Source organism: Streptomyces chartreusis (genome assembly GCF_008704715.1).
GTDB classification, from domain to species: Bacteria; Actinomycetota; Actinomycetes; order Streptomycetales; family Streptomycetaceae; genus Streptomyces; species Streptomyces chartreusis.
This window is the reverse complement of sequence record NZ_CP023689.1, coordinates 9,348,824-9,375,366: the sequence shown is the minus strand read 5'-3', so window position 1 is coordinate 9,375,366 and position 26,543 is coordinate 9,348,824. Positions and strand designations below refer to the sequence as shown.

General features: G+C 72.5%; 13 protein-coding genes. 3 read left to right on the top strand and 10 right to left on the bottom strand.

Going from position 1 to position 26,543, the window contains the following annotated elements; genetic code table 11:
* Positions 1 to 11: 11 nt before the first annotated feature.
* Positions 12 to 1,367, bottom strand: a complete 1,356-nt coding sequence (locus tag CP983_RS41545) for a lysine N(6)-hydroxylase/L-ornithine N(5)-oxygenase family protein (protein ID WP_150505622.1) — start codon at positions 1,365 to 1,367, stop codon at positions 12 to 14.
* Positions 1,368 to 1,604: 237 nt separating this feature from the next.
* On the opposite strand from CP983_RS41545, the gene CP983_RS41540 reads away from it, so the two are divergent.
* Positions 1,605 to 2,549 (top strand): methionyl-tRNA formyltransferase, encoded by a 945-nt coding sequence (locus CP983_RS41540; protein WP_150505620.1) that lies wholly within the window; start codon positions 1,605 to 1,607, stop codon positions 2,547 to 2,549.
* 75 nt (positions 2,550 to 2,624) lie between these two features.
* Here the strand turns inward: CP983_RS41540 and CP983_RS41535 are convergent, their stop codons facing one another.
* Positions 2,625 to 3,272, bottom strand: a complete 648-nt coding sequence (locus CP983_RS41535) for a class I SAM-dependent methyltransferase (RefSeq protein ID WP_150505618.1) — start codon at positions 3,270 to 3,272, stop codon at positions 2,625 to 2,627.
* 222 nt (positions 3,273 to 3,494) lie between these two features.
* Here CP983_RS41535 and CP983_RS41530 point away from each other — a divergent pair, with 222 nt between their 5' ends.
* Positions 3,495 to 4,121, top strand: coding sequence for an NADPH-dependent F420 reductase (locus CP983_RS41530; protein WP_150505616.1), 627 nt, complete (start codon positions 3,495 to 3,497; stop codon positions 4,119 to 4,121).
* 45 nt (positions 4,122 to 4,166) lie between these two features.
* Here the strand turns inward: CP983_RS41530 and CP983_RS41525 are convergent, their stop codons facing one another.
* Entirely contained in the window at positions 4,167 to 4,829 is a 663-nt protein-coding gene (locus CP983_RS41525) for a maleylpyruvate isomerase family mycothiol-dependent enzyme (RefSeq protein WP_308436550.1), read from the bottom strand.
* Between the two features lie 220 nt (positions 4,830 to 5,049).
* Here CP983_RS41525 and CP983_RS41520 point away from each other — a divergent pair, with 220 nt between their 5' ends.
* Positions 5,050 to 5,748 carry a lipoprotein gene (locus CP983_RS41520; protein ID WP_150505614.1) on the top strand — a complete coding sequence of 233 codons (699 nt, stop codon included), beginning with the start codon at positions 5,050 to 5,052 and terminating at the stop codon, positions 5,746 to 5,748.
* A 56-nt stretch (positions 5,749 to 5,804) separates the two neighbouring features.
* Here CP983_RS41520 and CP983_RS41515 read toward each other — a convergent pair whose 3' ends face one another.
* The 7 genes from CP983_RS41515 to CP983_RS41485 form a co-directional block, all read right to left on the bottom strand.
* A complete protein-coding gene (locus tag CP983_RS41515; protein WP_150505612.1) occupies positions 5,805 to 7,187 on the bottom strand; it encodes a glycoside hydrolase family 10 protein in 1,383 nt (460 codons plus the stop codon).
* A 169-nt stretch (positions 7,188 to 7,356) separates the two neighbouring features.
* Positions 7,357 to 8,016, bottom strand: a complete 660-nt coding sequence (locus tag CP983_RS41510; RefSeq protein WP_150505610.1) for an SRPBCC family protein — start codon at positions 8,014 to 8,016, stop codon at positions 7,357 to 7,359.
* Positions 8,009 to 8,371: an ArsR/SmtB family transcription factor gene (locus CP983_RS41505; RefSeq protein ID WP_150505608.1), complete on the bottom strand. Its 363-nt coding sequence runs from the start codon at positions 8,369 to 8,371 to the stop codon at positions 8,009 to 8,011. The genes CP983_RS41510 and CP983_RS41505 overlap by 8 nt, the downstream gene beginning before the upstream one ends.
* A gap of 81 nt (positions 8,372 to 8,452) precedes the next feature.
* Positions 8,453 to 9,232, bottom strand: coding sequence for an alpha/beta fold hydrolase (locus tag CP983_RS41500; RefSeq protein WP_150505606.1), 780 nt, complete (start codon positions 9,230 to 9,232; stop codon positions 8,453 to 8,455).
* 64 nt (positions 9,233 to 9,296) lie between these two features.
* Positions 9,297 to 10,436, bottom strand: a complete 1,140-nt coding sequence (locus tag CP983_RS41495) for an alpha/beta hydrolase (protein WP_150505604.1) — start codon at positions 10,434 to 10,436, stop codon at positions 9,297 to 9,299.
* Positions 10,433 to 12,853, bottom strand: a complete 2,421-nt coding sequence (locus tag CP983_RS41490) for a thioester reductase domain-containing protein (RefSeq protein WP_150505602.1) — start codon at positions 12,851 to 12,853, stop codon at positions 10,433 to 10,435. The genes CP983_RS41495 and CP983_RS41490 overlap by 4 nt, the downstream gene beginning before the upstream one ends.
* A gap of 61 nt (positions 12,854 to 12,914) precedes the next feature.
* Positions 12,915 to 26,495, bottom strand: coding sequence for a type I polyketide synthase (locus CP983_RS41485; RefSeq protein ID WP_150505600.1), 13,581 nt, complete (start codon positions 26,493 to 26,495; stop codon positions 12,915 to 12,917).
* Positions 26,496 to 26,543 lie beyond the last annotated feature (48 nt).

The following is a 26,543-nucleotide window of genomic DNA, read 5'->3' as shown; positions in this document are numbered from 1 at the left end:
TTGATCGCGGACTAGCGGGCGGTGCTGCCGGTTCCGTCCACGACCGTCCGGGCCTCGTCGGAGGCGGACTTGCGGCCCCGGTCCAGGAGCGAGTCCAGGATCTCGCCGACCCTGATGGAGGTGTTGGAGAGCAGGGACGACGTGATGCCGTGGGTGTGCTCCGTACCGCCCTGGAGGTAGATGCCGCAGCGCAGGTCGAGGTCGGTCGCGATGCGGTAGTCGCGCTCGACGCGGACGCGGCCCTCGTCGTCGCGCAGGCAGTGGTCGGCGACCTCACCGAGGAGGCCGAGGGGGTCGGCGGGGCTGTAGCCGGTCGCGAGGACGACCACGTCCGCGTCGAGGGGTGTCTCGTCGCCGGTGACGAGCGAGGTCACGGTGGCGCGGACCTTGTCCGGCGTCTCCTTGACGTCGGTGAGGCGGGACACGTTCAGGAAGCGGAGCCGCTCGTTGCCGAGGACCTTCTCCTGGTACATCTGCCGGTACAGGTCGTCGATGAGATCGATGTCCACCACGGAGTAGTTCGTGTTGCCGTGGTAGTCCATCAGCCGGCGCTTGACGCTCTCGGGCGCCGCGAAGTACTCGTCGACCGCCCCGGGGTCGAAGATCCGGTTGGCGAAGCTGCTGTCATCGGCGGGGCTGTACCCGTAGCGGGAGAAGACCGCGCAGATCTCGGCCTCGGGGAAGCGGCGGTGCAGGTAGGCCACGTTCTCCGCGGCGCTCTGCCCGGCGCCCACGACGATGAAGCGGGAGGGTGACACGCCCTCCAACTCGTCGACCTTCGCGAGTAATTCGGAGTTGTGCCAGACGCGCTCGCCCCGCTCCACCCCTTCCGGCATGAGCGGACGCAGCCCGGTTCCGATGACGAGGTTGCGGGCCCGGTGGACGACCAGACCCTCGCCCGAACGGACCGTCACCTCCAGGTACTCCACGGTCCCGTCACGGACGACGGGCGCCACGCCGACCACCTCGTGGCCGTAGGACACCATGTCCTCGACCTTGGCCGCGGCCCACTCGAAGTAGTCGTGGAACTCCACCCGCAGCGGGAACAGGTTCTTGTGGTTGATGAAGTCGATCAGCCGACCCTTGCTCTTCAGGTAGCAGAGGAAGCTGAAATCGCTGGCCGGGTTCCGAAGCGTCACCAGGTCCTTGAGGAAGGACACCTGCATGGTCGCGTCGTCGATGAGCATGCCGCGATGCCAGCCGAAGGAGGGCTGCTGCTCGAAGAACCGAGCCGTGATCACCTCGTGCTGCGCGGCCTGTGCGTTGTGCTCGCTGAGCGCGATCGCCATGGCGACATTGGACGGTCCGAAACCGATGCCAATGAGGTCGTGAACCGATGTTGCGTCACCAGGAAGAACCCGTGACATGTCTCTCCCATCGTGCGGGGCAGTCGCCTGTCAGGCGCGGGAAAGTACGAGGAGCGGGCACGCTGACAGAACGGCGAACCGGGAACTTAGGTGAGCCTAAGCTAATCCTGTGGAGCTGTCGATAGGCCCAGTCCTGACGACCCCCACCTCAACTGGGAGCACACATAGGCCCGTTGTGCACTAAGGCAAGCCTTGCTTTACTTCTCTCGGTCAGTCCCTGCTTTGAGGAGGAAGCCCATGCGGGTCGTCATGTTCGGCTACCAGACCTGGGGGCATCGCACCCTTCAAGCCCTCCTGGACTCCGAACACGACGTGGTCCTGGTCGTCACACATCCCAGGAGCGAGCACGCCTACGAGAAGATCTGGAGCGACTCCGTCGCCGACCTCGCCGAGGAGCACCGCGTCCCGGTGGTGATCCGCAACCGCCCTGACGACGCGCTGTTCGAGCGCCTCAAGGAGGCCGATCCGGACATCATCGTGGCCAACAACTGGCGGACCTGGATCCCGCCGCGCATCTTCGACCTCCCGCGCCACGGCACGCTGAACGTGCACGACTCGCTGCTGCCGAAGTACGCCGGCTTCTCGCCCCTGATCTGGGCCCTGATCAACGGCGAACCCGAAGTGGGCGTCACCGCGCACATGATGAACGACGAGCTCGACGCGGGTGACATCGTCCGGCAGGAGGCGGTGCCGGTCGGCCCGACGGACACGGCCACCGACCTGTTCCACAAGACCGTCGATCTCATCGCCCCGGTCACCATCGGCGCGCTCGGCCTCATCGCCGCGGGACAGACGGAGTTCACCAAGCAGGACCGGTCGAAGGCCAGCTTCTTCCACAAGAGGTCCATCGAGGACAGCCGCATCGACTGGACCTGGCCGGCGGAGGACCTCCAGCGCCTGATCCGCGCCCAGTCCGAGCCCTACCCGAGCGCGTTCACCTTCCACAAGGGCAAGCGGCTCGAAGTACTGGCGGCCGAGGTCTCCCAGGGCCTTTACGGCGGCACGCCCGGCCGGGTCTTCTACCGCGAGGGCGACGGCGTCGTGATCGTCGCCGGCGCCGACGCCCGTACCGGCCGCAACCATGGTCTGGCGATCACGCGTGTCCGCACCGAGGACGGGCGGGAGTTGGGTGCGACCGAGTACTTCACCACCATGGGCGGCTACCTGACGAGCCGTCCCTGACCCGGCCCCACGAGAACCACCGCCGCGCGGATCCCGGTCCGCGCGGCGGCGCTCGTCCGCGTCACGGTCCGGCCGTCAGGTGCGAGGGGTGTGAGCCCGGCGCGCGCGCCAGACGTTGTCGTCCCGGAAGCCTTCCACGCCCTCGGGCGACACGCTCACGCTGCGCACCGTCTCGACCGTCTGCACGGTCCAGTCGGTCTCCGGCAGGGCGAGTTCGTCGAGGACGCCGTCCAGGGTCGGGAACCGCGCCTCGAAGGGCGGTTCGCTCTGCCAGGACGGCCAGCCGGCGTGCATGACGATCAGCAGGGTGCCGCCGGGCGCGACGGCCTGCGCCGCCTGCCGCAGGACGGACCGCTGGTCGAACTCGACCGGCGACTGGAGGAACTGCGCGTTCACCAGGTCGAAGGACCCCTGGGGGAACGTCTCGCCCAGTACATGGCGTTCCCAGGCGGCGAGTTCGCCCACCCCGGCCTCGACGGCGTGCCCGGCGGCCCGCTCCAGGGCCGTGCGGGAGATGTCGACGCCGGTGACCCGCCAGCCGCGCGAGGCGAGCCACACCGCGTCGGCCCCTTCGCCGCAGCCGAGGTCGAGGGCGCTGCCCGGGGCGAGGTCGGAGGCTTCGCGGACGAGCAGCTTGTTGGGCCGGCCGCTCCACAGCCGGCCGCCGTCGCGGTAGCGGGCCTCCCAGAACTCGGCGGCCTTCAAGGGGTGGGTCTCGGTCATGTCGCCTCCCGATGCGCAGGTGTCGTGGCGGGACCGCACGGGCGCGGGGTCCGTCGGGTCCACTGCGAAGAAGCCTGCGGGACGCCGCGGAAGACCGACAAACGGCCTTGCCGGTTCGGCAAACCGCCGGGAACCGGGACCTCAGGACTACGACCTTGGTGCCGAGCCACCTGGGCCCGCGGCCCGATTCGCGGGCCTCGCGCCCCCGCCTAGCGTCGAGCCATGCGTATTGGACTCCTTGGCACCGGCAACGTCGCACGAGCACTGGCCCAGGGCTGGCGGGCCGCGGGGCACGACGTCCTGCTCGGCTCGCGCAAGCCGGAGGAACGGACCGAACTCGGGCTGCCGGTCGCCGACTTGAGCGCGACGGCCGCCCACGCGGACGTACTCGTCAACGCCACCCCGGGGACGGTCTCCGTGGAACTTCTGCACTCCATCGGCGCGTCGGCGCTGGCCGGCAAGCCCCTGATCGACATCGGGGTCGGCCTCACCGACGACTACACCGAACTCTCGCACCCCAACAGCAGCCTCGCGGAACTGATCCAGGAGGCGTTCCCCCGGACCCCCGTCGTCAAGACTCTGTGCACGATGGACTCCACCGTCATGATCGCCCCGGACAGCCTGGACGGCCCGAGCACCGTCTTCCTGTCCGGCGAGGACACCGAGGCCAAACGGACCGCCGGCCGGCTGCTCACCGACCTCGGCTGGGCCGAGTCGTCCCAGCTGGACATCGGAGGCATCACCACGGCACGCGGGCAGGAGCACTTCGCGCTGCTCTTCATGGGCATCGCGAACGGTCTGGGCGCCCACGCCTTCAACATCAAGGTGGTCACCCGGACCGCGGACTGACTCAGGCGTCCGGCGGTCGAGGTGGCAGACGGGCCACCGGCCGGCTCACGCCTCCGGCGCCTCCAGCCAGAAGCCCGCGCGAGCCCGCCAGAGGTCGAGCAGCGCGGTGTCGCCCGTCGTCGCCACTCCGGGCGCGGGCCGCTTGTAGAAGTACAGCAGCAGGTCGGTCACCGGGCCCCGTGCGGTCGCGGCCGTCCCGCCGGCCCCGATGCGCCAGGCGGGCCGCTCGCCGGTGAGGTCGACGACCCATTCACCGGCGTCGGTCGCGTCGAAGTGGAGCGTACGGCCGGGGCCCAGCAGGTCGGGCAGGTCCGGCCGGGGCTCGAACGCCTCGGGGAAGGTGGCGTACTCCAGCCATTCCTCCACCGCCTCGACGGCGAGATCGCCGTCGAGGTCGAACCGGGCGCCCGCGGCAAGGGCCGCGTCGGCCCTGTGCACGACGGTCTCGTACGTCATGCGCCGCGCCCAGAACGACACCGGCGCCGACCGGTCCGCCGAGGGGTTCCACGCCAGGGCGTCGGGACCGGCGGCGCGGAGGGTGGCGCCGAGCTGCTCCGCGCCCTCTACGAGCCACGGGACCAGGACGGCGGCGTCCTCGTCGGTGTACGCGCCGAGGTCGTTGACCAAGTCGTCGGAGACGGGACCGGTGGCCCGGGTCCGCACGATCTCCTCCGCCCAGCGGTGGTCGCCGCCCACGTGCCGCAGCAACTGCCCCAGATTCCAGCCGGGCAGGTGACCACCGGGGCGGTCAGGTCCGCGCCGCGCACATGGGCCGTGAGCCGTTCGGTCTGGGAGACGATCTCGTCGCAGTGGCGCTCGAAGCTCAGCGAGGTCATCACCTCATGATGCCGCAGGGTCAGGACCGGCCCTGTCGGTGGTCTCGGATACTGTGTGCCGCCTGAGCAAGATCGGGAGGGGAGCGACAAAAATGCTGGTGGGGGCGGGATCCGTACGACGTCGGCTGGCCCAGGTGGCTTTGCTGGCCGGAGTACTGACGGGCTGTTCGGGGGCGGCGGAGGACGACGCGCGGACGTCGGCGAGCGCTTCGGCATCGGCCGACGCGACGGCGGACGCGAGCGACACGGCGGTGAAGAGCGGGGGCACGATCGGCGCGGCCGGGTCGGCGTGCCCGCTTCCCGTCACCTTCGACATCGCGAAGGACTGGGAGGCGGAGGCCATCGACACGGGGACCGACGGCGGTGACGCCTCGGCGGAGCCCGACGGCGAGCTGGCCCAGGAGCTCGCCGACGCGCTCCTGCACCAGGGCCCGGTCACGGCCGCTTGCGAGGTCGACGCCAAGCCGGCGGGGAACATCGGCTTCCTGCGCGTCTGGACCGGCAAGCCCGGTGACGACGACGCACGCGCCGTCCTGAAGGAGTTCGTGGCGGCGGAGAACGGCGCGAGCAAGGCGAAGTACAGCGCCTTCGAGGGGGGCGGCCTGTCCGGCGCGGAGGTGAAGTACCTCGTCACGAGCGAGCTTCTGGAGGAGACCAAGGAGGAGTCCGCGGTGGCCGTCACCACCGAGCGGGGGCCCGTCGTCATCCACCTCGGCGGGATGGACACCGACGAGCACCGGGCGATGCTGCCGGCGTACGAGCTCGCCAAGCGGACCCTGCGCGCCGGCTGAGCGGCCCCGCGGTCCGGCGCGGGCGCCCGCGCCGGACCCGAACCACGCGCTGCCGGTCAGGACGCCGTGCAGGAGCCGATCGCCGGGGCGGCGCTGCTGCCATTCTTCATGACGGTGAAGCCGAAGCTGGTGGAGGCTCCGGCGGCCAGGCTGCCGTTGCCGTTCGGTTTCATCGTCATGATGTTGCCGCTGCTGTCCCAGCTCGGCGTGCCGTTCCAGGTCGTGGAGACCTTCTGCGGGGAGGTCACCGTGACGTTCACGCTCCAGGCGCTGATCGCCGAACTCCCGGCGGTGATGGTGACCTTGCCGTTGAAGCGGTCACTCCACTCCTCGGCCTTGCTGTAGGTCGCCGTGCAGGCGGCGCCGGGTGTGCCGCCACCGGAGGAGGAGCCGCCGAGGGCGGTCAGCGTCGCCGTGTACGCCGGCTTCTTGGCGTAGTTGCCGTCGAACAGCAGGGGCGTTCCGCTCGCGCGCCAGGAGTACTTGTCGGTGACGCCCCAGACGGTGATGCCGGTGCAGCGCGAGACGGCCAGGCAGGCGCGCACCACATTGGTGTAGCTGTTCGCCTGTGCGGTGCCCGAGCCCTCGATGTCGAGCTCGGTGATCTGCACGTCCACGCCGAGGTCGGCGAAGCGCTGGAGGTTTGCCTGGTAGTCGGAGGGGACCGGCGAGGCGCTGTTGAAGTGGGACTGGAAGCCCACGCAGTCGATCGGCACGCCACGGGACTTGAAGTCCCTGACCAGGTTGTAGACGGCATTGCTCTTCGCGTTGACGCCGTCGGTGTTGTAGTCGTTGTAGCAGAGCTTGGCGGCCGGGTCGGCGGCCCGGGCGGTGCGGAACGCCTCCTCGATGAAGCCGTTGCCGAGCTTGTCCTGGAAGGGCGAGCTGCGCCGCGCACCGCTGCTGCCGTCCTGGAAGGCCTCGTTGACGACGTCCCAGGAGTGGATCTTGCCCTTGTAGTGCTGCATGACCTGGGTGATGTGGTTGTTCATCGCCGATCTGAGGTCGGCGGTGCCGAGTCCCGCGACCCAGCTCGGTAACTGGGAGTGCCAGACCAGGGTGTGGCCGCGGACCTTCATGCCTCGGCCCTGGGCGTGGTTCACGACCTGGTCGGCGGAGCCGAAGGTGAAGGTGCCGCGGGTGCGCTCGGTGGCGTCCCACTTCATCTCGTTCTCCGGGGTCACCGAGTTGAACTCGGCGTTGAGCGTCGAGACGTACGCGCTCTCCCCCAGGTGGTTCGCGGCGACGGCGGCGCCGAAGTAACGGCCCTTCTCGGCTGCCGCCGCGCCGAGGGTGCTCGCGGCCTGCGCGGTGCCGGTGAGGGCACCGACGCCGGCCGCGCCGAGCAGGCCGGCCAGGCCGAGGGCCAGTGCCGTGCGGACGCGCGAGCGCCGGGGCCGGCGCTCGGGAGGCGGATCGATGGATGTGCGGGTCACCATCTCGTCCCCTTCTTCGAGGTCGAAAGTTTCGGAGTCATTTCCGAATTTCGCGGCAGACCCTAAGAGCGCCAGTCTCCATCGTCAACAGACGCCACATCCGCAAAGCACGATTGGCTCAAGAAGGCCTGTCCAGTAACCTCCGGGAAAGGTTCGAAAGTTTCGACGACTGCTACGACTGATCGCCGCCGCCCTCGGTGGCCGCCCCCGTGTAGAACGCGATCGTCGCCGCAGTGGTCGACGCCACCGTCCGCTCGTCCTCGCCCGAGGCCGCGTAGGCCTCGCCCCACAGCTCGCCGGAGCGCGTCGCGTACGCCTTCCCCTCGTCCGAGATCTGCCAGGCCTCGCTCTCCTCCTTGGTCATCCCGCCGTCGGCGAGGTGCATGGCGAGCCCCAGGAGACCGAGGTCCCAGCCGACGCCGACCGCGCCGGGGCCGAACTGCCCCCAGAAACCCTCCGGCACCACGGCCACATGCTCCAGCTCCAGCACGGTCCGCTCGTCGCCGTCCGGTGTGAGGCGCACCTCGACCTCGCTGAACCCGGGGTCGGGCCCGTACAGCCAGCTCACCCGCAGCCGGTCCGGCTCCTGGCACTCAAGGATCTCGCCACCGGCGTTGCCCTCCAGCTGGTAGCGTCCGCCGACCTTGAACTCCCCGCTGACGGGCAGGAACCAGCGGCTGATCCGCTCCGGGGACGTCACCGCGTCCCACACGTCGGCGACGTCGGCGTCGTAGGTGCGCCGCAGCAGCACCGTGCGGGCCTCGCCCGCGTCGACCTGCCGTACCCCGACCTGCCGGTGCAGGCGGTTCAACTCGTCGACGATCTCACTCATCCTCGTTCGCTTCCCTTCTCAGTCTGCGTTCGCGCTTGCCTCGCGCGAGTTCCGTTCCGAGGGCGTCGAGCCGCTGCTCCCAGAAACCGCGGAATCTCTCCAGCCACGCGTCCACCTCCCGCAGCGGCCCGGCGTCGACGGCGTACAGCCGTCGCGTGCCCTCCGCCCGCACGGACGCGAAGCCGCTCTCGCGCAGCACCTTCAGGTGTTGCGACACGGCGGGCTGCGAGATCCCGAACTCCTCCTGGATCACGGCACCGATGTCGCCCGATGCCTGCTCACCCGAGGCGAGCAGCTCCAATATCCGGCGCCGTACCGGATCACCCAGCACATCGAAAGCGTGCACGGCCCTCACTATGCCAGCCTCCACTTATATAAGGCAACACTTAAATAAAGCGCATGAGCGGGCCGGGGCCCGATCGCCCCGGCCTGCTGCCTACGTGTGCTCGATGAGGAAGCGGTCGAGCGCCGTCGTCAGTTCGGCGGGCTTCTCCAGGGGCAGTTCGTGACCGGCGTCCAGGACACGGACCACCGCGTCCGGGTAGGCCTTGGCCATGCGCAGCATCTGGGCGAGGGGCAGCTGGATGTCGTGGTAGCCGTGCACCATGAGGGTCGGCACCTGTATCTCGCCGACCCTGTCCAGGACGTCGAAGGCGCGCATGGCGCCGTAGAGCGTCATGACGACCTCGCGGGGCGTGTCGGCGGAGGCGCGGATGTACTCGCGGATCTCCTCGCGCGGATAGCCGGGGGCGAAGGCGCGCTGGATGTTGGTGGCGACGAACAGCTTGAAGGGGACCAGCGTCGAGGCGGCCATCAGCAGGGCGCGGCCGCGGTTGTAGGCCATCTTCCCTATGGAGTTCACCAGCACCATGCGCTCGACCCGATCGGGGTGGGCGAGCGCGATGGTCTGGGCGATCATGCCGCCCATCGAGTGCCCGACGATCGCGAACCGCTCGATCTTCAGGTGGTCGAGGAGGGCGAGGACGTCCCGGGCCAGGTCGTCGACCCGGCGCGCTCCGGCGCCGGTGCTCTCGCCGTGCCCGCGCAGGTCGAGCCGGACGACCCGCCGCTTCTCGGCGAAGTGGGTCATCTGGTGGTCCCAGCGGTGCCGGTTGGCCGTCCAGCCGTGGACGAACACCAGGGGCACACCCTCGCCGTCGCGGGGGCCCTCGTCGTCGTACGTCAGCGTCGCGCCGTCGACTTCGAGCTGCGGCATGGGTGGCCTCCTGGAATGCGTCTTGGTTACTGACCGGTACGGTATCCGGCCGACAGGCCCGCCGTCATCGCCGTTCGCCCAGGAAATCGAGGATGTGACCGAACACGTCGAGCGCCGCTCCCCTGCCGAGGAACGTGTCCAGGTGGCCGTAGCCGGGGATCTCGGTGTACGTCACGTCGAGCTGCGGCTGACGGCGGGCGAGGACGTCGTGGCACAGCTTCTGGGAGTCGAGCCACAGGCCGTTCTCGCTGCCGGCCAGGAGCAGCACGGGGGTGTCGATGCGGGCCGCCGCGTCGAGGGCGTTCTGCGGCAGCGCCCGGTAGCGGTGGTCGGTGTCGTGCCAGCGGACGACCGTGCGGGCCAGTTCGATGCGGCGCAGGTGCGGCAGGATCCACAGCGGGGCGGGGCCGAGGAGTTCGGCGAGCCTGCCGTGGGTGATGTCGGTCAGGTGCTCGTGGACGAAGAGGGAGGCGCCGGTTCCCCAGGCCGAGTTGTGCAGGATCTGGCAGGTGGGGTCCGGGCAGCTCGCCTTGCGGGAGGCCAGCGCGAACAGCGGGGTGTACTTCGACCACAGGCCGACCTTGCGGAAGTCGACGGGGATGTGGTCGATGCGGGACTTCAGCAGTTCCCCGGCCAGGGTCATGCTCAGGGAGGTGCGGCCCGCGAGCTTCGGGGTGAGGAAGACGCCCTGGGACACCACGCCCGCGAGGCCGGGCACCAGGCCCGCCGTCATGCTCAGAGAGAGGGTGAGGGAGCCGATGCAGTGGGCGACGACGAACAGGGGGCGGTCGCCGATGCGGGCGCGGATGTGGGCGACGGCCTCGGGGATGTCGTAGAGGGCGACGTCGTCGTAGGTGTAGCGGCCGCCGGTCTCGTTGTACGGCAGCCGGCAGCTGCCGCGCCAGTCGAGCAGCCAGGGTTCGTAGCCGTCGTCGAGGAGGACGTCGACCAGGTTGCGGGTCTCGGGCAGCAGGAACATGTCGGCCGAGGCGGTGTGCCCGTGCAGGAGCAGGACGACGGGGCGGTCGCGCTCGCCCGGGTCGACCCGGGTCAGGCCGAGGCGTACGCCGTCGCTCGCGCGGAACGGGATCTCCTCGACCCTCGCCGGATCGAGCCGGTGGCGCAGCGGACGCAGGGCGGTGGTGGACCTGACCTTGCGCAGGGCGGGCCGGGTGGCCCTGGGGTTCGTCGTACGGAAGATCATCGGTGCTGCTCCGTGGGGGTCTGGGTGCGGCGCAGGTCGAGCAGGTCGGCGGCGGCACGGGCGAAGGGGCCGACCAGTCCGCGGCCCATCTCCAGGCCGAACCAGGCGAGCCAGGTGAGCTTGGCGGCGCGCTTCTCCTGGCCGGTCAGGCGCGGGTCGACCTTGATGCCGTCGATCTGGTCGCGTACGTAGGAGTCCGCGGGGACGACGACCTCCCCGGCCAGGCTCGCCGGTTCGCCCTCACGGCCGATTTCCACGGTCAGGGCGCGGGTCTGGCGCCAGACGTCTCGGCGGGCCCGCGCGTACTTGTGGCCCTCCAGCCACCAGCGGCCGCCGTCGGCGTCCGTCAACTCCAGGCGGTACCGCAGGAGTTGGTGGCGCAGGCCGTGGCGCTGCGGGATGCCCTCCTCGGGGCGGATCCAGATGTCGCCGCGTGCCACGGTCAGCGGGTCGGGGTGCAGGGTCGGGCAGGTGACCTCGCCGCGGACGTCGACGCGGCGGTCCGTCACAAGCTGGTGCATGCTCGCGATGGACAGGGTGAGGGACATCGAGCAGGGGGTGTCGGGGCTGCCGTCGACGGGGCCGACACCGCCCCGGGTGGTCTCGGTGAACCACAGGTAGGGCTGGTCGTCCTTGTGCGGGAGGCGGGCCAGGCCGTCGCCGGCGAGCCGCTCGAACGTCTTCAGCTGGGCGCGGGCGTCGTAGCGGACGGCGGGCGGCAGACCGAGGGCCTCGATGAGGGTGTCGGTGCGGTCGGCGACGGAGGCCGGGCCCTTGAGGGTGGCCTCGCACAGCTTCAGCGCGGTGGGGCTCTGCAACACGCGGCTGAGGAAGGTCAGTTCGGGGATCGGGTCGGCCTCCAGACGGGCCAGGGCGTCGACCCGCCACTCGTCCCAGTCCTGCACGCGGACGTGCATGCCGCCGAACGCCATGTCCCGTACGACGTCGTCGAGGGTGTTGGGGACGCCGGTGAGGTTGTAGTCGAAGCCCCACGCGTCCGGCTCGCACACGACCGCGACCGCGACGCGGCTGACCCAGTCGACGGGGGCTGCGTTGAGGTAGCGGAAGGCGGGGACGGTACGGAAGCGGCCGAAGGCCGAGATGAGGCCGGAGCTGAGGTCCTGGGCGTTGTAGGCGCCGGTCCTGGTGTGGCCGCCGATGCCGCCGGGGCGCATCGCCGTGACGATCAGACCGTGGTCGCGGGCGCGGCGCAGGGCGACCTCGGCGGCCCACTTGGTCTGGTCGTAGCCCGCGATGAGGCGGTCGATGTGGGCGAGGGGGTCGTCCTCGCCCATGGAGGGGATGCCGACCTCGTTGAACACGGCGATGGAGGAGATGTGGTGCAGCGGCTTGGGGCGTCCGGTCGCGGCGAGTTCGGCGAGGGTGAGGGCGCCGAGGACGTTACTGGTGCGCAGTGACTGGTAGCCCCGCAGGAAGTCCACGGCGGCGGCGACCGAGACGACGCTGTCGAGTTCGTGGGTGAGGGTGTTCCAGACCTCGTCGGACAGGCCCAGGTGGGGTTGCCGGATGTCGCCGGGGAGCACGGTGACGCGGCGGCGGACCTCCGACGACCACGGCAGCGCGTAGTTCTTGAGCGCTTCGCCGAGCCGGGCGACGGCCGCCTCCTCGTCGGCGGCCCGGACCAGGCAGTAGACGTGCGCGTCGCTGTGGCGCAGCAGGTCCAGGAGCATATGGCTGCCGAGGAAGCCGGTGGCTCCGGTCAGCAGGATGCGGCTGGGCGGCAGCGACTCGGGCGAGGCCACGAAGGGGAGGCGGTCGGCGAGCGCCAGGTCGGCCAGGATCTGGCTGAGGTCCTCGGGGCGAGCCATGGCGTCGGACGGGGTGGCGACCGGCGCGGGCCGGACCACTGCGGGCAGCGCGGCGGGAACGGGCGTTTCCGGTACGGCGGTCGGAGCTGCCGCCGTACCGGACAGCCGGTGCCTGGCCAGGGCGACCGGCCGGGCATCGGCGAACACCTCGTCCAGGTCGACCGTGACACCGAGCTCGTCCTCCAGCGCGGAGACCAGCTCCACGGCGCTCACGGAGGTGCCTCCGGCGTCGAAGAAGTCGGCCTCGGGCGCCAGTTGCCCGGCGGGTACGTAACGGCCGGCCACGGTGGCGATAGCGGCGGCGAGTTCTCCCAGGTCGTGTGGCTGGGCCGGGGAGGACACGCTCGGGGCGACGGGGTGGTCGGGCGTCGAAGGGGCCGCGGCATCCGGCCTCTTCGGCTGCTCGCCCGTAGGAGCCGTTCCCGCCGACCCCACGAGCGACTCGGCCGGCAGCACCGACGCCTCGGTGGATCCCGTCACCCTGGCCAGCAGGTCCGACACCGTCAGACCGACGCCGCCCCGTTCGATCGCCTCTGCGGTCTCCCGCTGGTCGGCGGTCGCCGACGCGTTCTCGTTCACCTCACGCATGAGAGCCCTTCACCGTGTCGCCTTGCCCTTTCGTCGCCGTGGTCCGCGGATACCGGGACCGTCATTGCCGTCGCCAGGAGCGGAACGTCCTCAGGTACTCCGGCGTGACCACCGTCTCCAGGTGGTCGTCGTCCTGATCGCCGCCGCCCAGCGCCGAAATCACCCGGCGGGCAGGGGTGTTGCGCGGGGTGCGCTCCGCCGGCAGCCGGATCTTGGTGCAGTGCAGTTCGTCGGCCCGGTCGGCGAGCCACTGCAGCAGGCGTTCCTCGACGCCCCGGCCGAGTGCCCGGCAGCTCATCAGCCAGGCCAGGAGGTCGAGTTGGTCGCCCTCGTGGCGCACGGCGAGCAGGCCGATCTGGCCGTAGTCGCCGAAGCGGTCACGGGCCGACGCCGTCCACACCTCGCCGTGCTCGCGCCAGCGGGCGACGTCACCGCCGTCGGCGGAGCGGGCGCGCAGCGTGAACTGGTTGGTGCGGCGCACGAGTTGCTCGGCCCGCTGCACGTCGGTGTCGGCCAGGGCCCGGACGTCGACCTCCAGTTCCAGCTGTGCCAGGAACTCCTCGAAGCCGGCCTGCTCGCGGACGGCGTCCCGCTCGCGTTCCTGTGCGTAGAACCGCGCCCGCAATGCGTCCTCGGCCGTCGCCGCGGCGGGCACCAGCGGCCACAACCTGCCGAGGAACCCGGGCAGTTCGCCCGCCGTCGGGCAGGTCACCGACAGCACCTGCGGCAGTGCGGCGCGCATCTTGGCGATCTCGGCCGGGTTGTCGTCGAGGAAGAGGAAGCTGTCCAGGCCGAGGTTGAGCGTGTGCGCCGCCTCGGCCAGGCGGGTCGGCTTCGGGCCCCAGGCCGCCGAGAGCACGCTGAAGTGCTCCGCCTTCAGCAGGCTGTCCGGGCCGTCGAGTACGGCGCGGACGGTGTCCTCGTCGTTGTTGCTGACCAGCACCAGCAGCGCGCCCGCCGTGCGCCACTGGAGCAGCCGTCGTGCCAGCAGGGCCCGCGGGCCGGTCAGGTCCACGGCGTCCGGGCCGATCTCGCCGGCCACGCCGCCCCACAGGGTCTCGTCTCCGTCGACGGCGATCACCTTCGGTGCGGGGCGTCGTACGGCCCGGACGACCTCGGCAAGGCGGAGTGCCACGGCAGCCTGGAAGGGCGGGGTGAACGGGAGGTGGGCCATGGCTTCGGTGCGCTCGTCGAAGGCTTCCTCGACGGAGTGGTGCCGGGTCCACTCGTCGGGGCCGACGACGGCGATGCCGGGCACGTCCGCCAGCTCGGCGGCGACCTCCTGTTCCCAACGGCTGAGCCGGTCCTCTGTCAGAACCGAGGGCAGGAAGCCGACGATCAGCGGCTTGCGGGTGTTCTCGGCGACCGCGCGCAGTGCGGCCGGGTAGGCGATGCGCAGCTCGGCCAGCAACCGGTCGTCGAGCGGGCCGAAGCGTTCCAGGTCCGTCGCCCGCAGCAGGACGACGCCCGTGGTCGTGGCCGGGTCGGCGAAGACTCCGGACGGGTCGCGCAGGGCGGGCAGGACGTGGTGGTACGGGGCCTCGGCGACGGTCGTCACGCTGCCGTCGTCCGCCGAGGCGTCGACCGCCGTCTCGCACATCAGCGGCAGGTTGCCGAGGGCGAAGGTGGCGGCGAGAGCAAGTGAGTGGCTCACGGCGGGGGCCGCTGCCGTCCGCACCGGGCCCGACGGGTCCTCTGCCGTCTCCGCGAGCAGACGCAGCAGTTCCTCGCCCAGCTCGGTGGCCGTCTCCCGGTCCAGGATGTCGAGGTTGTGGTCGAGGCGGATCCGGCCCGCGTCCGGGGTCATGGTGATCATCAGGTCGAGGTCGGAGTAGCCCGTCCCGGCCGGCAGCACCTCCAGGGCGGTGAGCCCGCGGGCGGCGCGCACGTAGTTGAAGTACACCTCCACCAGCGGTGCGTTCGGCCGGTACAGGCCCCCGCGGGCCAGCACCGGAAGCACGTCGGAGAACATCGCGCCCTTGGTCAGCACCCTCTCCAGTCGGCCGTCGGTGCGTCGCAGCACCTCCTCGACGCGCTCCTCCGCGCCCGCCTCGGCGGGGAAGGGCACGGGCACGCCGTAGAAGCCCAGCGCGTCGTAGGCGTCGGCGTGGATGCGGGTGTCCACGGGCACGGCCAGGACGAAGCGTTCACGCTCGCGCTTCCTGGCCAGCAGGACGGTCAGGGTGCCCAGGCAGAACGCGGCGGGTGTCACGGCCAGGCGGCTCGCGGCGGCCGAGATGCGGTCCATGAGCCCGTCGGGGATCGCCACGGTGACGCTGCCGGCGCGATAGGTACGCGTCTGCGGGCGCGGTCGGCTGAGGGTCAGGTCGAGGCGTGCGCTGCCCTGGAACGCCGCGCGCCAATCGGCGGCGTCCGTGCTCGCGTCGGCCTGCTCCTCGGTCCGCTGGGCCTCGATCAGCAGGCGGACGTCACGGTTGCTGACCGTGTCGTCGAGTGTGGCGCCGGACAGCTCGGCGTCGATCTCGCCGGCCACCAGCAGCAGCGACTGGAGGTCGCTGACGGCGTGGTGGGCGCCGTAGACCAGGAGCTGCCCGCGCTCGCCGCCGTCCAGCAGCTCGAATCGCCACAGGGGCGCGGCGGCGAGGTCGAACGCGGGCTCCAGGAGCTCGCGCAGTCCCTCGGCGGCGTCGAGCGGGGTGCCGTCCGGGACGACCGTCCAGCGCAGCGGCGGCTCCGGCAGGACGCGGTCCACTCGCAGCTCCCGTCCGCCCTCGGTGGCGGGCACGATGGCGGTGCGCAGGGCCGCGTGCCGGGCGGTGAGGCGGGTGAGGATTCCGGTGAGTGTCTCGCGGGTGGTCGGCGTGGTCAGGCGTACGGCCAGGCCGACGGCGTGGGCCGCGTCGGGCATGGCGGGCTGGGCGCTGCGCAGGAGCCGTACGACGTCGCGGGTGGCGGGGTGCGTCTCGGTGTCGGGGACCTCGGCGACGTGCTCCGGCCCGGCGGCCGCCGCTGTCTCCCGTTCCGGCAGCGCGGTGCCGAGGGCCTGTGCCAGGCCGCGGATGTCGGCGGCCGAGAACACGGTGGCGGCGGGGAGTTCGACGCCGAGTTCGCGGGCGAAGGCGTTGCGGAGCCGCACCAGCATGAGGGAGTCGAGGCCGAGTTCCTTCAGGGCGGTGGTCGCGGAGACCTGGACGGCGCCGCCGGAGACCTCGCCGACCCTGGCGCGCACGTATGCCTCCAGGCGTGCGGTCCGCTCGGTGTCGGACGTCGCCGCGAACACCTTCCTGACCAGGTCGTCCGAGCCGGGCGTGCCGGCCGGGACGGTGACCAGGTCGGCCAGGACGGGGCGGGTGCGGGCGGCGTCGGGATCGAGGGCCAGCATCTCCCAGTCCAGGGCGAGCGGTGCGAGCTGGCGACGGGCCGTGGTGAGCACCCGCTCGAAGAGCTCGCCGCCGTCCTGCGCGGAGAACGCGACCAGGCCGGAGCGGGCGGTCTCGGCCTCGCGGGCGCCGGACTCCGACACCATGCCGACGCCCGACCAGGCACCCCAGTCCAGGCTGAGCGCCCGCCGGTCCGTGCGGGACAGATGGTGCGCCCAGGCGTCGAGGAAGGCGTTGGCCGCCGAGTACGGGCTCTGTCCGGCCGAGCCGAGCAGGCCGGCTGCCGAGGCGAACAGGACGAAGTCGGCCGCGTCCGGGGCCAGTTCGGTGAGCAGCGCGGTGCCCAGGACCTTCGGGGCGAGGACGCGCAGGACGCGCTCGTCGGTCAGGTTGGCGATGGTGGCGTCGTCCAGGACACCGGCCGCGTGCACGACCCCGGTGATGGGGCCGAGTTCCCCGCGTACGGCGTCCAGCGCCGCCGTCAGCCCGGCCCGGTCGGCGACGTCGGCGCGGGCCAAGTGCACGGCCACGCCCCGCTCCTCGAGCTGGCGGATCCAGTCCCGGGCGTCGGCGCCCGGCGCCCCGCGGCTCATCAGGGCCAGCCGTCGGGCGCCCCGGCGGACCAGCCGCTCGGCGACGACGCGGCCGAGACCGCCCAGACCACCGGTGATCAGGTACGCCCCGTCCGGGGAGGTCGTGCCGTTTCCGGCGTCGTCGGGGCGGGTGCGGGTCAGACGGGGCACCAGGCGCTCGGTACCGCGCAGGGCCACGAGCCGTTCGTCGTCCGCGTGTCGGAGCTGGTTCCACAGGGCGTCGGCGCCGCCTGTCGGCGGGAGGTCGACGAGGGTGGTCCTCAGCTCCGGGTACTCCTGCGCCACCGCGAGGCCGAAGCCCCAGCCCAGCGCCTGCTGAGGGTGCGTCACCTGCGTGCTGTCGCCGGCCGCCTGGCTGCCGCGTACGACGACGAAGAGCCGGGGTGCCGCGGTCTGTGTGCGGTCGGCGAGGGTGCGTACCAGGTGCAGGGTGCTCAGGCAGCAGAGCCGGGCGGCTTCCTCGGCCGTGCGGTCGTCCTCGACGGCGGGCGCGTCCAGGGCGGTCATCTGCACGATCCGCGCGGGCGGTTCGCTCGCGAAGGCCTCGTCGAGCAGGCGGGACAGGTGTGCCGGGTCGGCCGGGTCGAGGACGTAGCGCCCGGGGCCCTCGGCGGCGAAGGACTCACCGCGGCGGGCGATCACGTACGGCACGGAGGTGCCCAGCCGCTCGACCAGTTCGGCCGCCGTACCGGACTCGTCGGCCAGGATCAGCCAACTTCCCTGTGCGGGCGGTTCGTCGGCGGCGGGGCGGGATTGCCAGCGGGTCTCGAAGAGCGCTCCGTCCAGCGGGGAGAGCGCGGCCAGCCGGAACTCATCCGCCTCCAGGATCAGTTGGTCGTTGTCGTCGTACAGGCGCAGGTCGAGTGTCGCGCCGTCGCCGGACACGGACCGCAGCTCGCACGCCACCCACATCGGAGTGGTGCGCAGCCCGGTGTGGCGGAGGCGACCGACTCCGGCGGGCACGAACGCCCTTCCCTGGGGCGCGTCGCCGGGCAGCGCGGCCGTGTGGAAGGCGGCGTCGAGGACGGCCGGGTGGAGCAGATGGCCGGCGGCGGGCCTGTCGGCGAGCCGGGCGAGGCCGGCGGACGGGGTGCGGTGGCCCGACTCCAGGCCGCGGAAGGCGGGGCCGTACTCGATGCCGAGGGATGCGAGCGCGCCGTAGACGGTGGGCAGGTCGACCTGTTCGGTGCAGCGTTCCCGCAGCGCGGACAGCGGCTCGGTCGGCTCTGCGGTGGTGGCAGGGCCGGTCGTGATGCGGCCGGTGACGTGGCGTTCCCAGGTCGCGGACCCTTCATCGCCGGCCGGTGCCGAGGCGATGGTGAAGTCCCGTGCGCCGTCGACGGCGGGGCGCAGGACCAGTTGGAGGCGCGTCGGCCGGGACTCGTCCAGACACAGCGGCTGGAGGAACCCGACGTCGGCGAGCCGTACGTCGCCGCCGTCCTGGACCGCGGACGCGGCCTCCAGCGCCATGCCGAGGAAGGCGGCGCCGGGCAGCCAGACCTCGCCGGTCACGCGGTGGTCGGTCAGATAGGCGAAGCGGCTGTCACGCAGGTCCACCTCGCTCTGGAACAGGTGCCGGTCGGCCTCGTCGCTGGCCTCGACGTGCGTGCCCAGGAGCGGCGAGGCGCCGGTCGCGGTGGCCGGGGCGGGGGCGAGCCAGTGCCGTTCGCGGGCGAAGGCGTAGGTCGGCAGGTCGACGCGGCGGCCGGCCGGGAACAGCGTCGGCCACTCGGGGGTGTGGCCCGCCGTGTACAACTCCCGCAGCCTGCCGAGCAGTACGTCGCTGCCGCCCCGGTGGCGGCGCAGCGAGCCGATGCTCACCGCGTCGACTCCGGCGTCGGCCGCCACCGCCTCGATGGACGAGCCCAGCGAGGGGTGCGGGCTGAGTTCGACGAAGTAGCGGTAGCCGTCGTCCAGCATGCGGCGCACGGTGTCCGCGAAGCGCACGGGTTCGCTCAGGTTGGCGTACCAGTAGGCGGAGTCCAGGCGGTCGCCCGGCACCGGTTCGGCCAGCACCGTCGAGTACAGCGGGGTCGGGGCCGGGGTGCCGTGGACGCCGGAGAGTCGGTCGAGGAGTTCGTCGCGCAGCGGGGCCATCAGCGGGGTGTGCGAGGCGAACGGCGTCGACAGCGAGCGGGCCTCGATGCCCTGCTCGTCGAGACCGCGGCGCAGTTCGGCCAGGGCGTCGGAGTCACCCGAGACCGCTGTGGAGTGCGGGCTGTTGACGGCGGCGACGAACAGCCGGCCGGCGTACGGGGCGAGGAGTTCCTCCACCCGGGGACGCGGCAGGTTCAGGGACAGCATGCCGCCCTTGCCCGCGACGGGTACGACCGCCTGGGCCCGCCCGGTCACCACGGCGACGGCGTCGTCCAGGGTGAGCGCGCCGGCGCTGTACGCGGCGGCGATCTCGCCCAGGCTGTGCCCGACGACAGCGTCCGGGGTGACGCCGAGCGAACGCCACGCGGTCGTCAGCGCCGCGTTCACGGCGAACAGCGTCGGCTGCAGGTATTCGGTGCGCTCCAGCGGGGAGAACTCCTCGGGCGCCCGTAGGGCGTTGAGCACGGACCAGCCGACGTGCCGCTCCACGGCTTCGTCGATCCGCGTCAGCTCCTCACCGAAGGCCTCCGACTCCCCCATCAGGTCGAGCCCCATGCCGGGCCACTGGCCGCCGTGTCCGGAGTAGACGAAGGCGACCTTGCCCGACTGCTCCTCACGGTGCTGCGGAAGCGGGATGCGTCCGGCAGCCAACTCGCCAAGTACGGAACGGAGTTCGTCCCGGTCCTCGGCCACGACGGCCGCACGGCGCTCGAAGTGGCTGCGGTGGCGGGCCAGGGTGTACGCGACGTCCGATGCTTCGGTGGCCGGGTTGTCGGCGAGGGCGTGTGCCAGTGCGGCGGCCTGCCCGCGCAGTCCGGTCCCGCTGCGGCCGGACAGGACGAACAGGTGCTTCCCGAGGGGCGCTTCAGTGCCCGGCGATCCGGCCGCGGGTTCGGCCTCCTCCACGATCACATGCGCGTTGGTGCCGCTGATCCCGAACGCGCTCACACCCGCACGCCGGATCCGCTCGACCGACGCGGGCCAGGCGACCTGCTCACGCAGCAGATGCAGTCCGCTGTCCGCCCAGTCGACGTGCCGGCTGGGTGTGTCGGCGTGCAGGGTGCGCGGCAGGGTCCGGTGGTGCAGGGACTGGACCACCTTGATGAGTCCGAGCACGCCCGAAGCGGCCTGGGTGTGGCCGACGTTGGACTTCAGCGAGCCGAGGTACAGCGGGCGCCCCTCGGTGCGCGAGGCTCCGAAGACCTCGGTGAGGGCGTTCGCCTCGATCGGGTCGCCCAGGGTGGTGCCCGTGCCGTGCGCCTCGACGAAGTCGATGTCGTCGGGCCGCAGCCCGGACCGGTCCAGCGCGCGCCGGATCACCTGCTCCTGCGCGGGTCCGTTCGGCGCGGACAGTCCCTGGCTGCGGCCGTCCTGGTTGACGGCGGTGCCCCGCAGCACGGCCAGGACCCGGTCGCCGTCCCGGCGGGCGTCACTCAGTCGCTTCAGTACGACCATGCCGGCGCCCTCGGCCCAGACGGCCCCGTCGGCGGCGTCGGAGAAGGAACGGCAGCGCCCGGTCGGGGACAGGCCCCGCAACCGGCTGAACTCGACGAACGTCTGCGGTGTGACCATCAGCGTGACGCCGCCGGCGAGCGCCAGATCGCACTCGCCCGCGCGCAGCGCCTGCGCCGCCAGATGGACGGCGACCAGCGACGACGAGCAGGCGGTGTCCACCGTGAGGGCGGGCCCGTTCAGGCCGAGCGTGTAGGCGAGCCGCCCCGAGGCCACGCTGAGGGCGGAACCGGTGCCGACGTATCCGTCGAGCTGGTCGAGCCGGGTGCCGGACAGGTAGTCGCTGCCGAACATGCCGACGTACACGCCGGTCGTGCTGCCCGCCAGGTCGGCCGGCACGATACCGGCGCGTTCCAGGGACTCCCAGGCCGTCTCCAGCAGCAGGCGCTGCTGCGGGTCCATGGCCGCCGCTTCCTTCGGGGTGATGCCGAAGAAGCCGGGGTCGAAGGACTCGATGTCGTCCAGGAAGCCGCCCTCGCGGGCGTAGGACTTGCCGGGCGCGTCGGGGTCGGGGTCGTACAGCGACTCGACGTCCCACCGGGCCGCGGGGAACGGGCCGACCGCGTCCCGGCCCTCCGCGACCAGGCGCCACAGGTCCTCCGGGTCGTCGACGCCACCGGGCAGACGGCAGGCCATGGCGACCAGGGCCACCGGTTCGTCCGACGAGGCCACGGTCGCCGGGGCGGCCTTGCGGCTCGGACTGCCCGCCGTCGCCAGCACGCCGCCCAGCAGGTGGTCGGCCAGGCGGGTGGGCGTGGGGTGGTCGAAGAGCAGGGTGGCGGGGAGCTTGGTGCCGATGCGGGCGCTGATGCGGTTGCGCAGGTCGACGGCCGTGACCGAGTCCATGCCGAGGTCGCGCAGCGGCTGGTCCGGGCGGACGGACTCCGCCGAACGCAATCCGAGCGCCTGGGCGGCCTCCTCACGCACCAGGGCGAGGACGCGCCCGGCACGTTCGGCTTCCGGCAGCCGGGCCAGCCGGTCGGCCAGGGTGTGCCCGCCGGGCCGGGCCGGCCGGGCCGCAGGGAGCAGCGAGCGCCACAGCGCGCCAGACGGGGCGGCGGCCCGCAGCCGGGGCAGGTCCAGCACCCAGGCGACCAGGTGGGCGGTGTCGCGGCGCAGGGACAGCGCGGTCAGGTCCCGGCCCTGGTCGGGGGTGAGGGCCCGGTGTCCGAGTCGGGCCATGCGCTCCAGGTCGGCGTGTTCGGCGGCGAGCCCCTCCCCCGCCCAGGCGCCGAAGGAGACCGAGACCGCGGGCAGGCCGAGGGCACGGCGGTGGTGGGCCAGCTGGTCGAGGAAGACGTTGGCGGCGGCGTAGTTGGCCTGTCCCGGGTTGCCGACGACCCCCGCCGCGGAGGAGACCAGCAGGAACAGGTCGAGCGGGCGGTCGGCGGTGAGCCGGTGCAGGTGGGCGGCGCCGTCGACCTTGGGGCGCAGCACCCGTGCGAGGCGGTCGGGGTGCAGCTCGGCGACCACGCCGTCGTTGAGGATCCCGGCACAGTGCACGACTCCGCGCAGCGGTGCGTCGTCGCCGATGCGGTCCAGTACGTCCGCCAGGGCCGCCGCGTCGGCCACGTCGCACGCGGCGAACTCGGCCGAAGCGCCGAGTGCGGCGAGTTCGGCGACGGCTTCGCCCGCTCGGGGGTCGTCGGCTCCCTGACGGGACGTCAGCAGGAAGCGGGTGACGCCGCTCTCCGCGAGCATGCGGGCGATGTGGCGGCCGACCGCGCCGAGGCCCCCGGTGATGAGCACGGTGCCGTCAGTGGGAATGCGGCTGGGGCTCTCGGGCGGCGCGGGACGGGCTCGCACCAGGCGAGGAGCGAGCAACTGGCCTTCGCGCAGGGCAAGTTCAGGCTCGTCCAGTGCCGCGGCGGGGAGGAGCGGCGGTTCGTCGCCGTCGAGGTCGAGCAGGGTCAGCCCGAGATCCGGGTGCTCGGCGCGGGCGCTGCGGGCCAGGCCCCACAGCACCGACTGGGCGAGCCCCGGAACCGCGTCCCCGCCGGCGGCGGCGACGGCTCCGCGGGTCACCCAGAAGGTGCGCGCAGGAGCCTCATTCGGCGGGAGGGCGATCAGCGCCTGAAGTTCGGCGAGGCCCTGCGTCGCCAACTCATGGGCAGCGGCGGCCGGTTCGGAGCCGACGGAGGGCCAGAATCGTACGACCGTGTCGGCGCCGACGGTGTCCGCGGCCGCGACGGCCGTCCACGCCACCTCGTACAGGTGGCGCCCGTTCTCCGAGGCGCTGTTCAGGTCGGCCGGGTCGACGGCCCGCAGGCGTACGCCCTCCAGACGGCCCGCCGGGAAGCCGTCGGCGTCCCACAGGGTGACGTCGAGGGTGAGGTCCGTGGCGTCGGTTCCGGCGCTGTCCGTCCGGCGTACGGAGGCAATGAGATCTGTCGCGCCGCCGGGCGGCAGGACACAGCGGGCCACGGCGACCGGCAGCAGTACGCGCCGGTCGGTGGCGTCGAAGGCGGCGGCCACCTGGAGGGCGGCATCGAGGAGCGCCGGGTGCAGCGGGTAGGGGTCGGCGGCGTCACGGGCGACGGACGGCAGCGCGAGGCGGGCCAGCAGGGTTCCGTCGGCGGACGCGGTGGCCTGCTGTACGCCCTGGAAGGCGGGGCCGTAGCCGAGACCGAGCGTGTTCAGGCGCTCGTACGTGTCGTCGTGCCAGGCCGGTTCGGCCGTTTCGGGCCAGGTGGGCGGCCGGTCGTCCGGCGTGGCGGCGGGGTCGGCGGCGGAGGCCGTGGCGTGCAGGGTCCAGTCCGTGGCCTCCTGGCCGCGGGGACGGCTGTGGACCGTGATCTCCGGTGCGGTCCCCGCGGTGGCCACCTCGACGGACACCTCGACCGTGCCGGTGGCGGGCAGCGTGAGGGGGGCCAGGAGGAGCAGGCCGGTGACGTCGGCGGCGGTGTCCGGGCGGGCCACGGCGAGCGCGGCGCGGCACAGCTCCATCAGGGTGGTGCCGGAGACGACGGTCCGGCCGAAGACGGTGTGGTCGGGCAGCCAGTCGGCGGTGGCCGGGGACCACTCGTTACGGAAGGTCCAGCGGGTCTCGTCCGCCGACTGGAGCTGGACGCCGAGCAAAGGGTGTGCGGCGCGGTCGAAGAGGCCGGGGGCGGGGGCGGTGGCGGAGGTCGCGGGCTCGATCCAGTGGCGCTGCTCGTCCCAGGCGTACGTCGGCAGGTCGGCCCAGGTGGCGGGCGGGACCGTGCGGCGCCAGTCGATTCGCCGTCCGTGGACGTGGAGTTCGGCGGCGGCGCGGTCCAGGCAGGCGGGGCCGTCCTCGTCCCGGCGCAGTGATCCGACGGCGATCAGGTCGTCGTCGACGGTGCGCAGGGCGGTGAGCAGCGACGGGTGCGGGGCGAGTTCGACGAAGCAGCGGTAGCCGTCGGCGACCATGCGCTCGACGGTCGGCGCGAAGCGCACGGGCTCGCGCAGGTTGGTGTACCAGTAGTCGGCTTCGAGTTCCTCGGTGACCGGTTCGCCCGTGACCGTGGAGTACCAGGCGACGGCGGTGGGGTAGGTGGTGACGCCGTCGAGTTCCTCGAGGATCGTGGTGCGGACGGTCTCGACCTGGGTGCTGTGGGAGGCGTAGTCGACGTCGAGGCGGCGGACGAAGACCTGCTGCCGGTCGAGGTCGGCGAGCAGCGCTTCGACCGCGTCCACGGCACCGGCGATCACCGTCGAGCGGCCGCTGTTGACGGCTGCGACGCTGATCCTGCCGTCGTGGGCGGCAAGTTGTGCCTCGACGTCGGTGTGCGGCAGGGCGACGACGGCCATGGTGCCGGTGCCGGACAGCTCGGTCAGGGCCTGGCTGCGCAGGGCGACCACCGCGGCGGCGTCGTTGAGGCTGAGGGCACCGGCGACGCAGGCGGCGGCGACCTCGCCCTGGCTGTGCCCGATCACGGCGTCCGGGCGGATGCCGCGGGCCCGCCACACGGCGGCCAGCGACACCATCACGGCGAACAGCACCGGCTGGACGACGTCGACCCGGTCCAGTCCGGGGGCGCCCGTGTCGCCGCGCAGCACGGACGTCACCGACCATTCGGTGAACGGGCGCAGGGCGGCGTCGCAGCGGTCGAGTTCGTCGGCGAACACCGGGTCGCGGTCGAGCAGATCGCGTGCCATGCCGGGCCACTGGGATCCCTGGCCGGGGAAGACGAACGCCAACCTGCCGCTGTGAAGCGTCTGTTCGGGTCCTGCGGTCCGGTCGGGGTCGGGGCGGCTCCCGACGAGCGCGTGCAGTGCGGTGAGCAGTTCGCCGCGGTCGGCCGCCTGGACGACGGCACGGTGCTCGAAGTGGGTTCGGTGGTGGGCGAGGGTCGCGGCCACGGCCGGGAGCGGCAGCGCCGGCTGCTGTTCGAGGGTTCGGAGCAGACGGTCGGCCTGGGACCGCAGTGCGGGCAGGGTGCGGGCCGACAGCGGGAAGAGGGTCGTGCCGGGGAGGTCCGCGGGCGTCCCGGGCTGATCCTCGGACCTCCCGGGCTGGTTCTCGGGCGCCTCCTCCAGCACCACATGGGCGTTCGTGCCGCTGATCCCGAAGGCGCTCACGCCGGCGCGGCGGACCCGCTCGGGGTCCCGTGTCCAGGCGTGGGCCCCGTCCAGTACGCGCAGGCCGCTGTGCGCCCAGTCGATGTGCTCGGTCGGGGTGCCGGCGTGCAGGGACGCCGGGATCCGCTCGTGCTGGAGGGCCAGTACGGTCTTGATGACGCCGGCGATGCCCGCGGCGGCCTGGGTGTGACCGATGTTGGACTTGAGGGAGCCGACGCAGAGGGGACGTTCGGCGGGGCGGCCGGGGCCGAAGACGGCGGACAGGGCGCGGCCCTCGATGGGGTCGCCGAGCGGGGTGCCGGTGCCGTGGGCCTCGATGTGGTCGAGGTCGTGCGGCTGGAGCCCGGCCGCGTCGAGGGCGGCACGCAACACCCTCTCCTGGGCGGGGCCGTTGGGGGCGCTCAGGCCCTGGCTGCGGCCGTCCTGGTTGATCGCCGAGCCCTTGACGACCGCGAGCACCCGGTCGCCGTCGCGGCGCGCGTCCGCCAGCCGCTTGAGCAGCACGATGCCGCAGCCCTCGGCCCACACCACGCCGTCGGCGTCCGCCGAGAAGGGGCTGCACCGCCCCGACGGCGACAGCCCGCGCAGCCTGCTGAACTCGACGTGCCCGCGCGGCGTCACCAGCAGCGTCGCCCCGCCGGCCAGCGCCAGGTCGCACTCACCGCCCGCGAGCGCCCGCGCCGCCAGGTGCAGGGCGACGAGGGAGGACGAGCAGGCGGTGTCGACGGTGACCGCGGGGCCCTGGAGGCCGAGGGTGTAGGCGATACGGCCGGACGCCACACTGGACGCGGAGCCGGTGCCGACGTGCCCGTCGAGCTGGTCCAGGGCGGCCGAGGCCAGGTAGCCGCTGTCGTACAGGCCGATGTAGACGCCGGTGGAGCTGCCGTTGAGCGTCTCCGGGACGATCCCGGCACGCTCGATCGCCTCCCAGCCGGTCGTCAGGAGCAGCCGCTGCTGGGGGTCCATGGCGGCGGCCTCGCGCGGCGAGATCCCGAAGAAGGCCGCGTCGAAACGGTCGATGCCGGAGAGGTAGCCGCCACGCAGGGAGTACGCCTTGCCGGTCGCCTCGGGGTCGGGGTCGTGCAGCCCCTGGGTGTCCCAACGGCCCGCCGGGACCTCGGTGACGGCATCCTCGCCCGCGGCCAGCAGCCGCCACAATCCCTCGGGGTCGTCGGCGCCGCCGGGGAGACGGCAGGCCATGGAGATGATGGCGATGTCGTCGTCGGGCCGCCCGGGCGCCCCGCCGGGCGAAGCGGGCGTGGGGGCGGGGGCGGGCGGATCGGCGAACACCGCCTCCGCGAGTGCCGCGATGGTGGGGTGGTTGAACACCAGGGACGGGTCCAGGGTGCGGCCGGTCGACGCGGACAGCTCGGCCGCCAGGGTCACCAACTGCCGTGACCCCAACCCGAATTCGGCGATCGGCCGGTCCGGGTCGACGGCGGGCAGGTCCAGCCCGGCCGCCTCGGCGACGGCCGACTCCAGCCAGACCCGCACGGCCTGCGGAGTGGTCAAGGAGGGCTCGGTGGACTGCTTCGGGGACTCGTGCGCAGGCATCTAGACAGGTGTCCTCGTGGATTCGGGCAAAGGGCGGGTCGGCCGTGA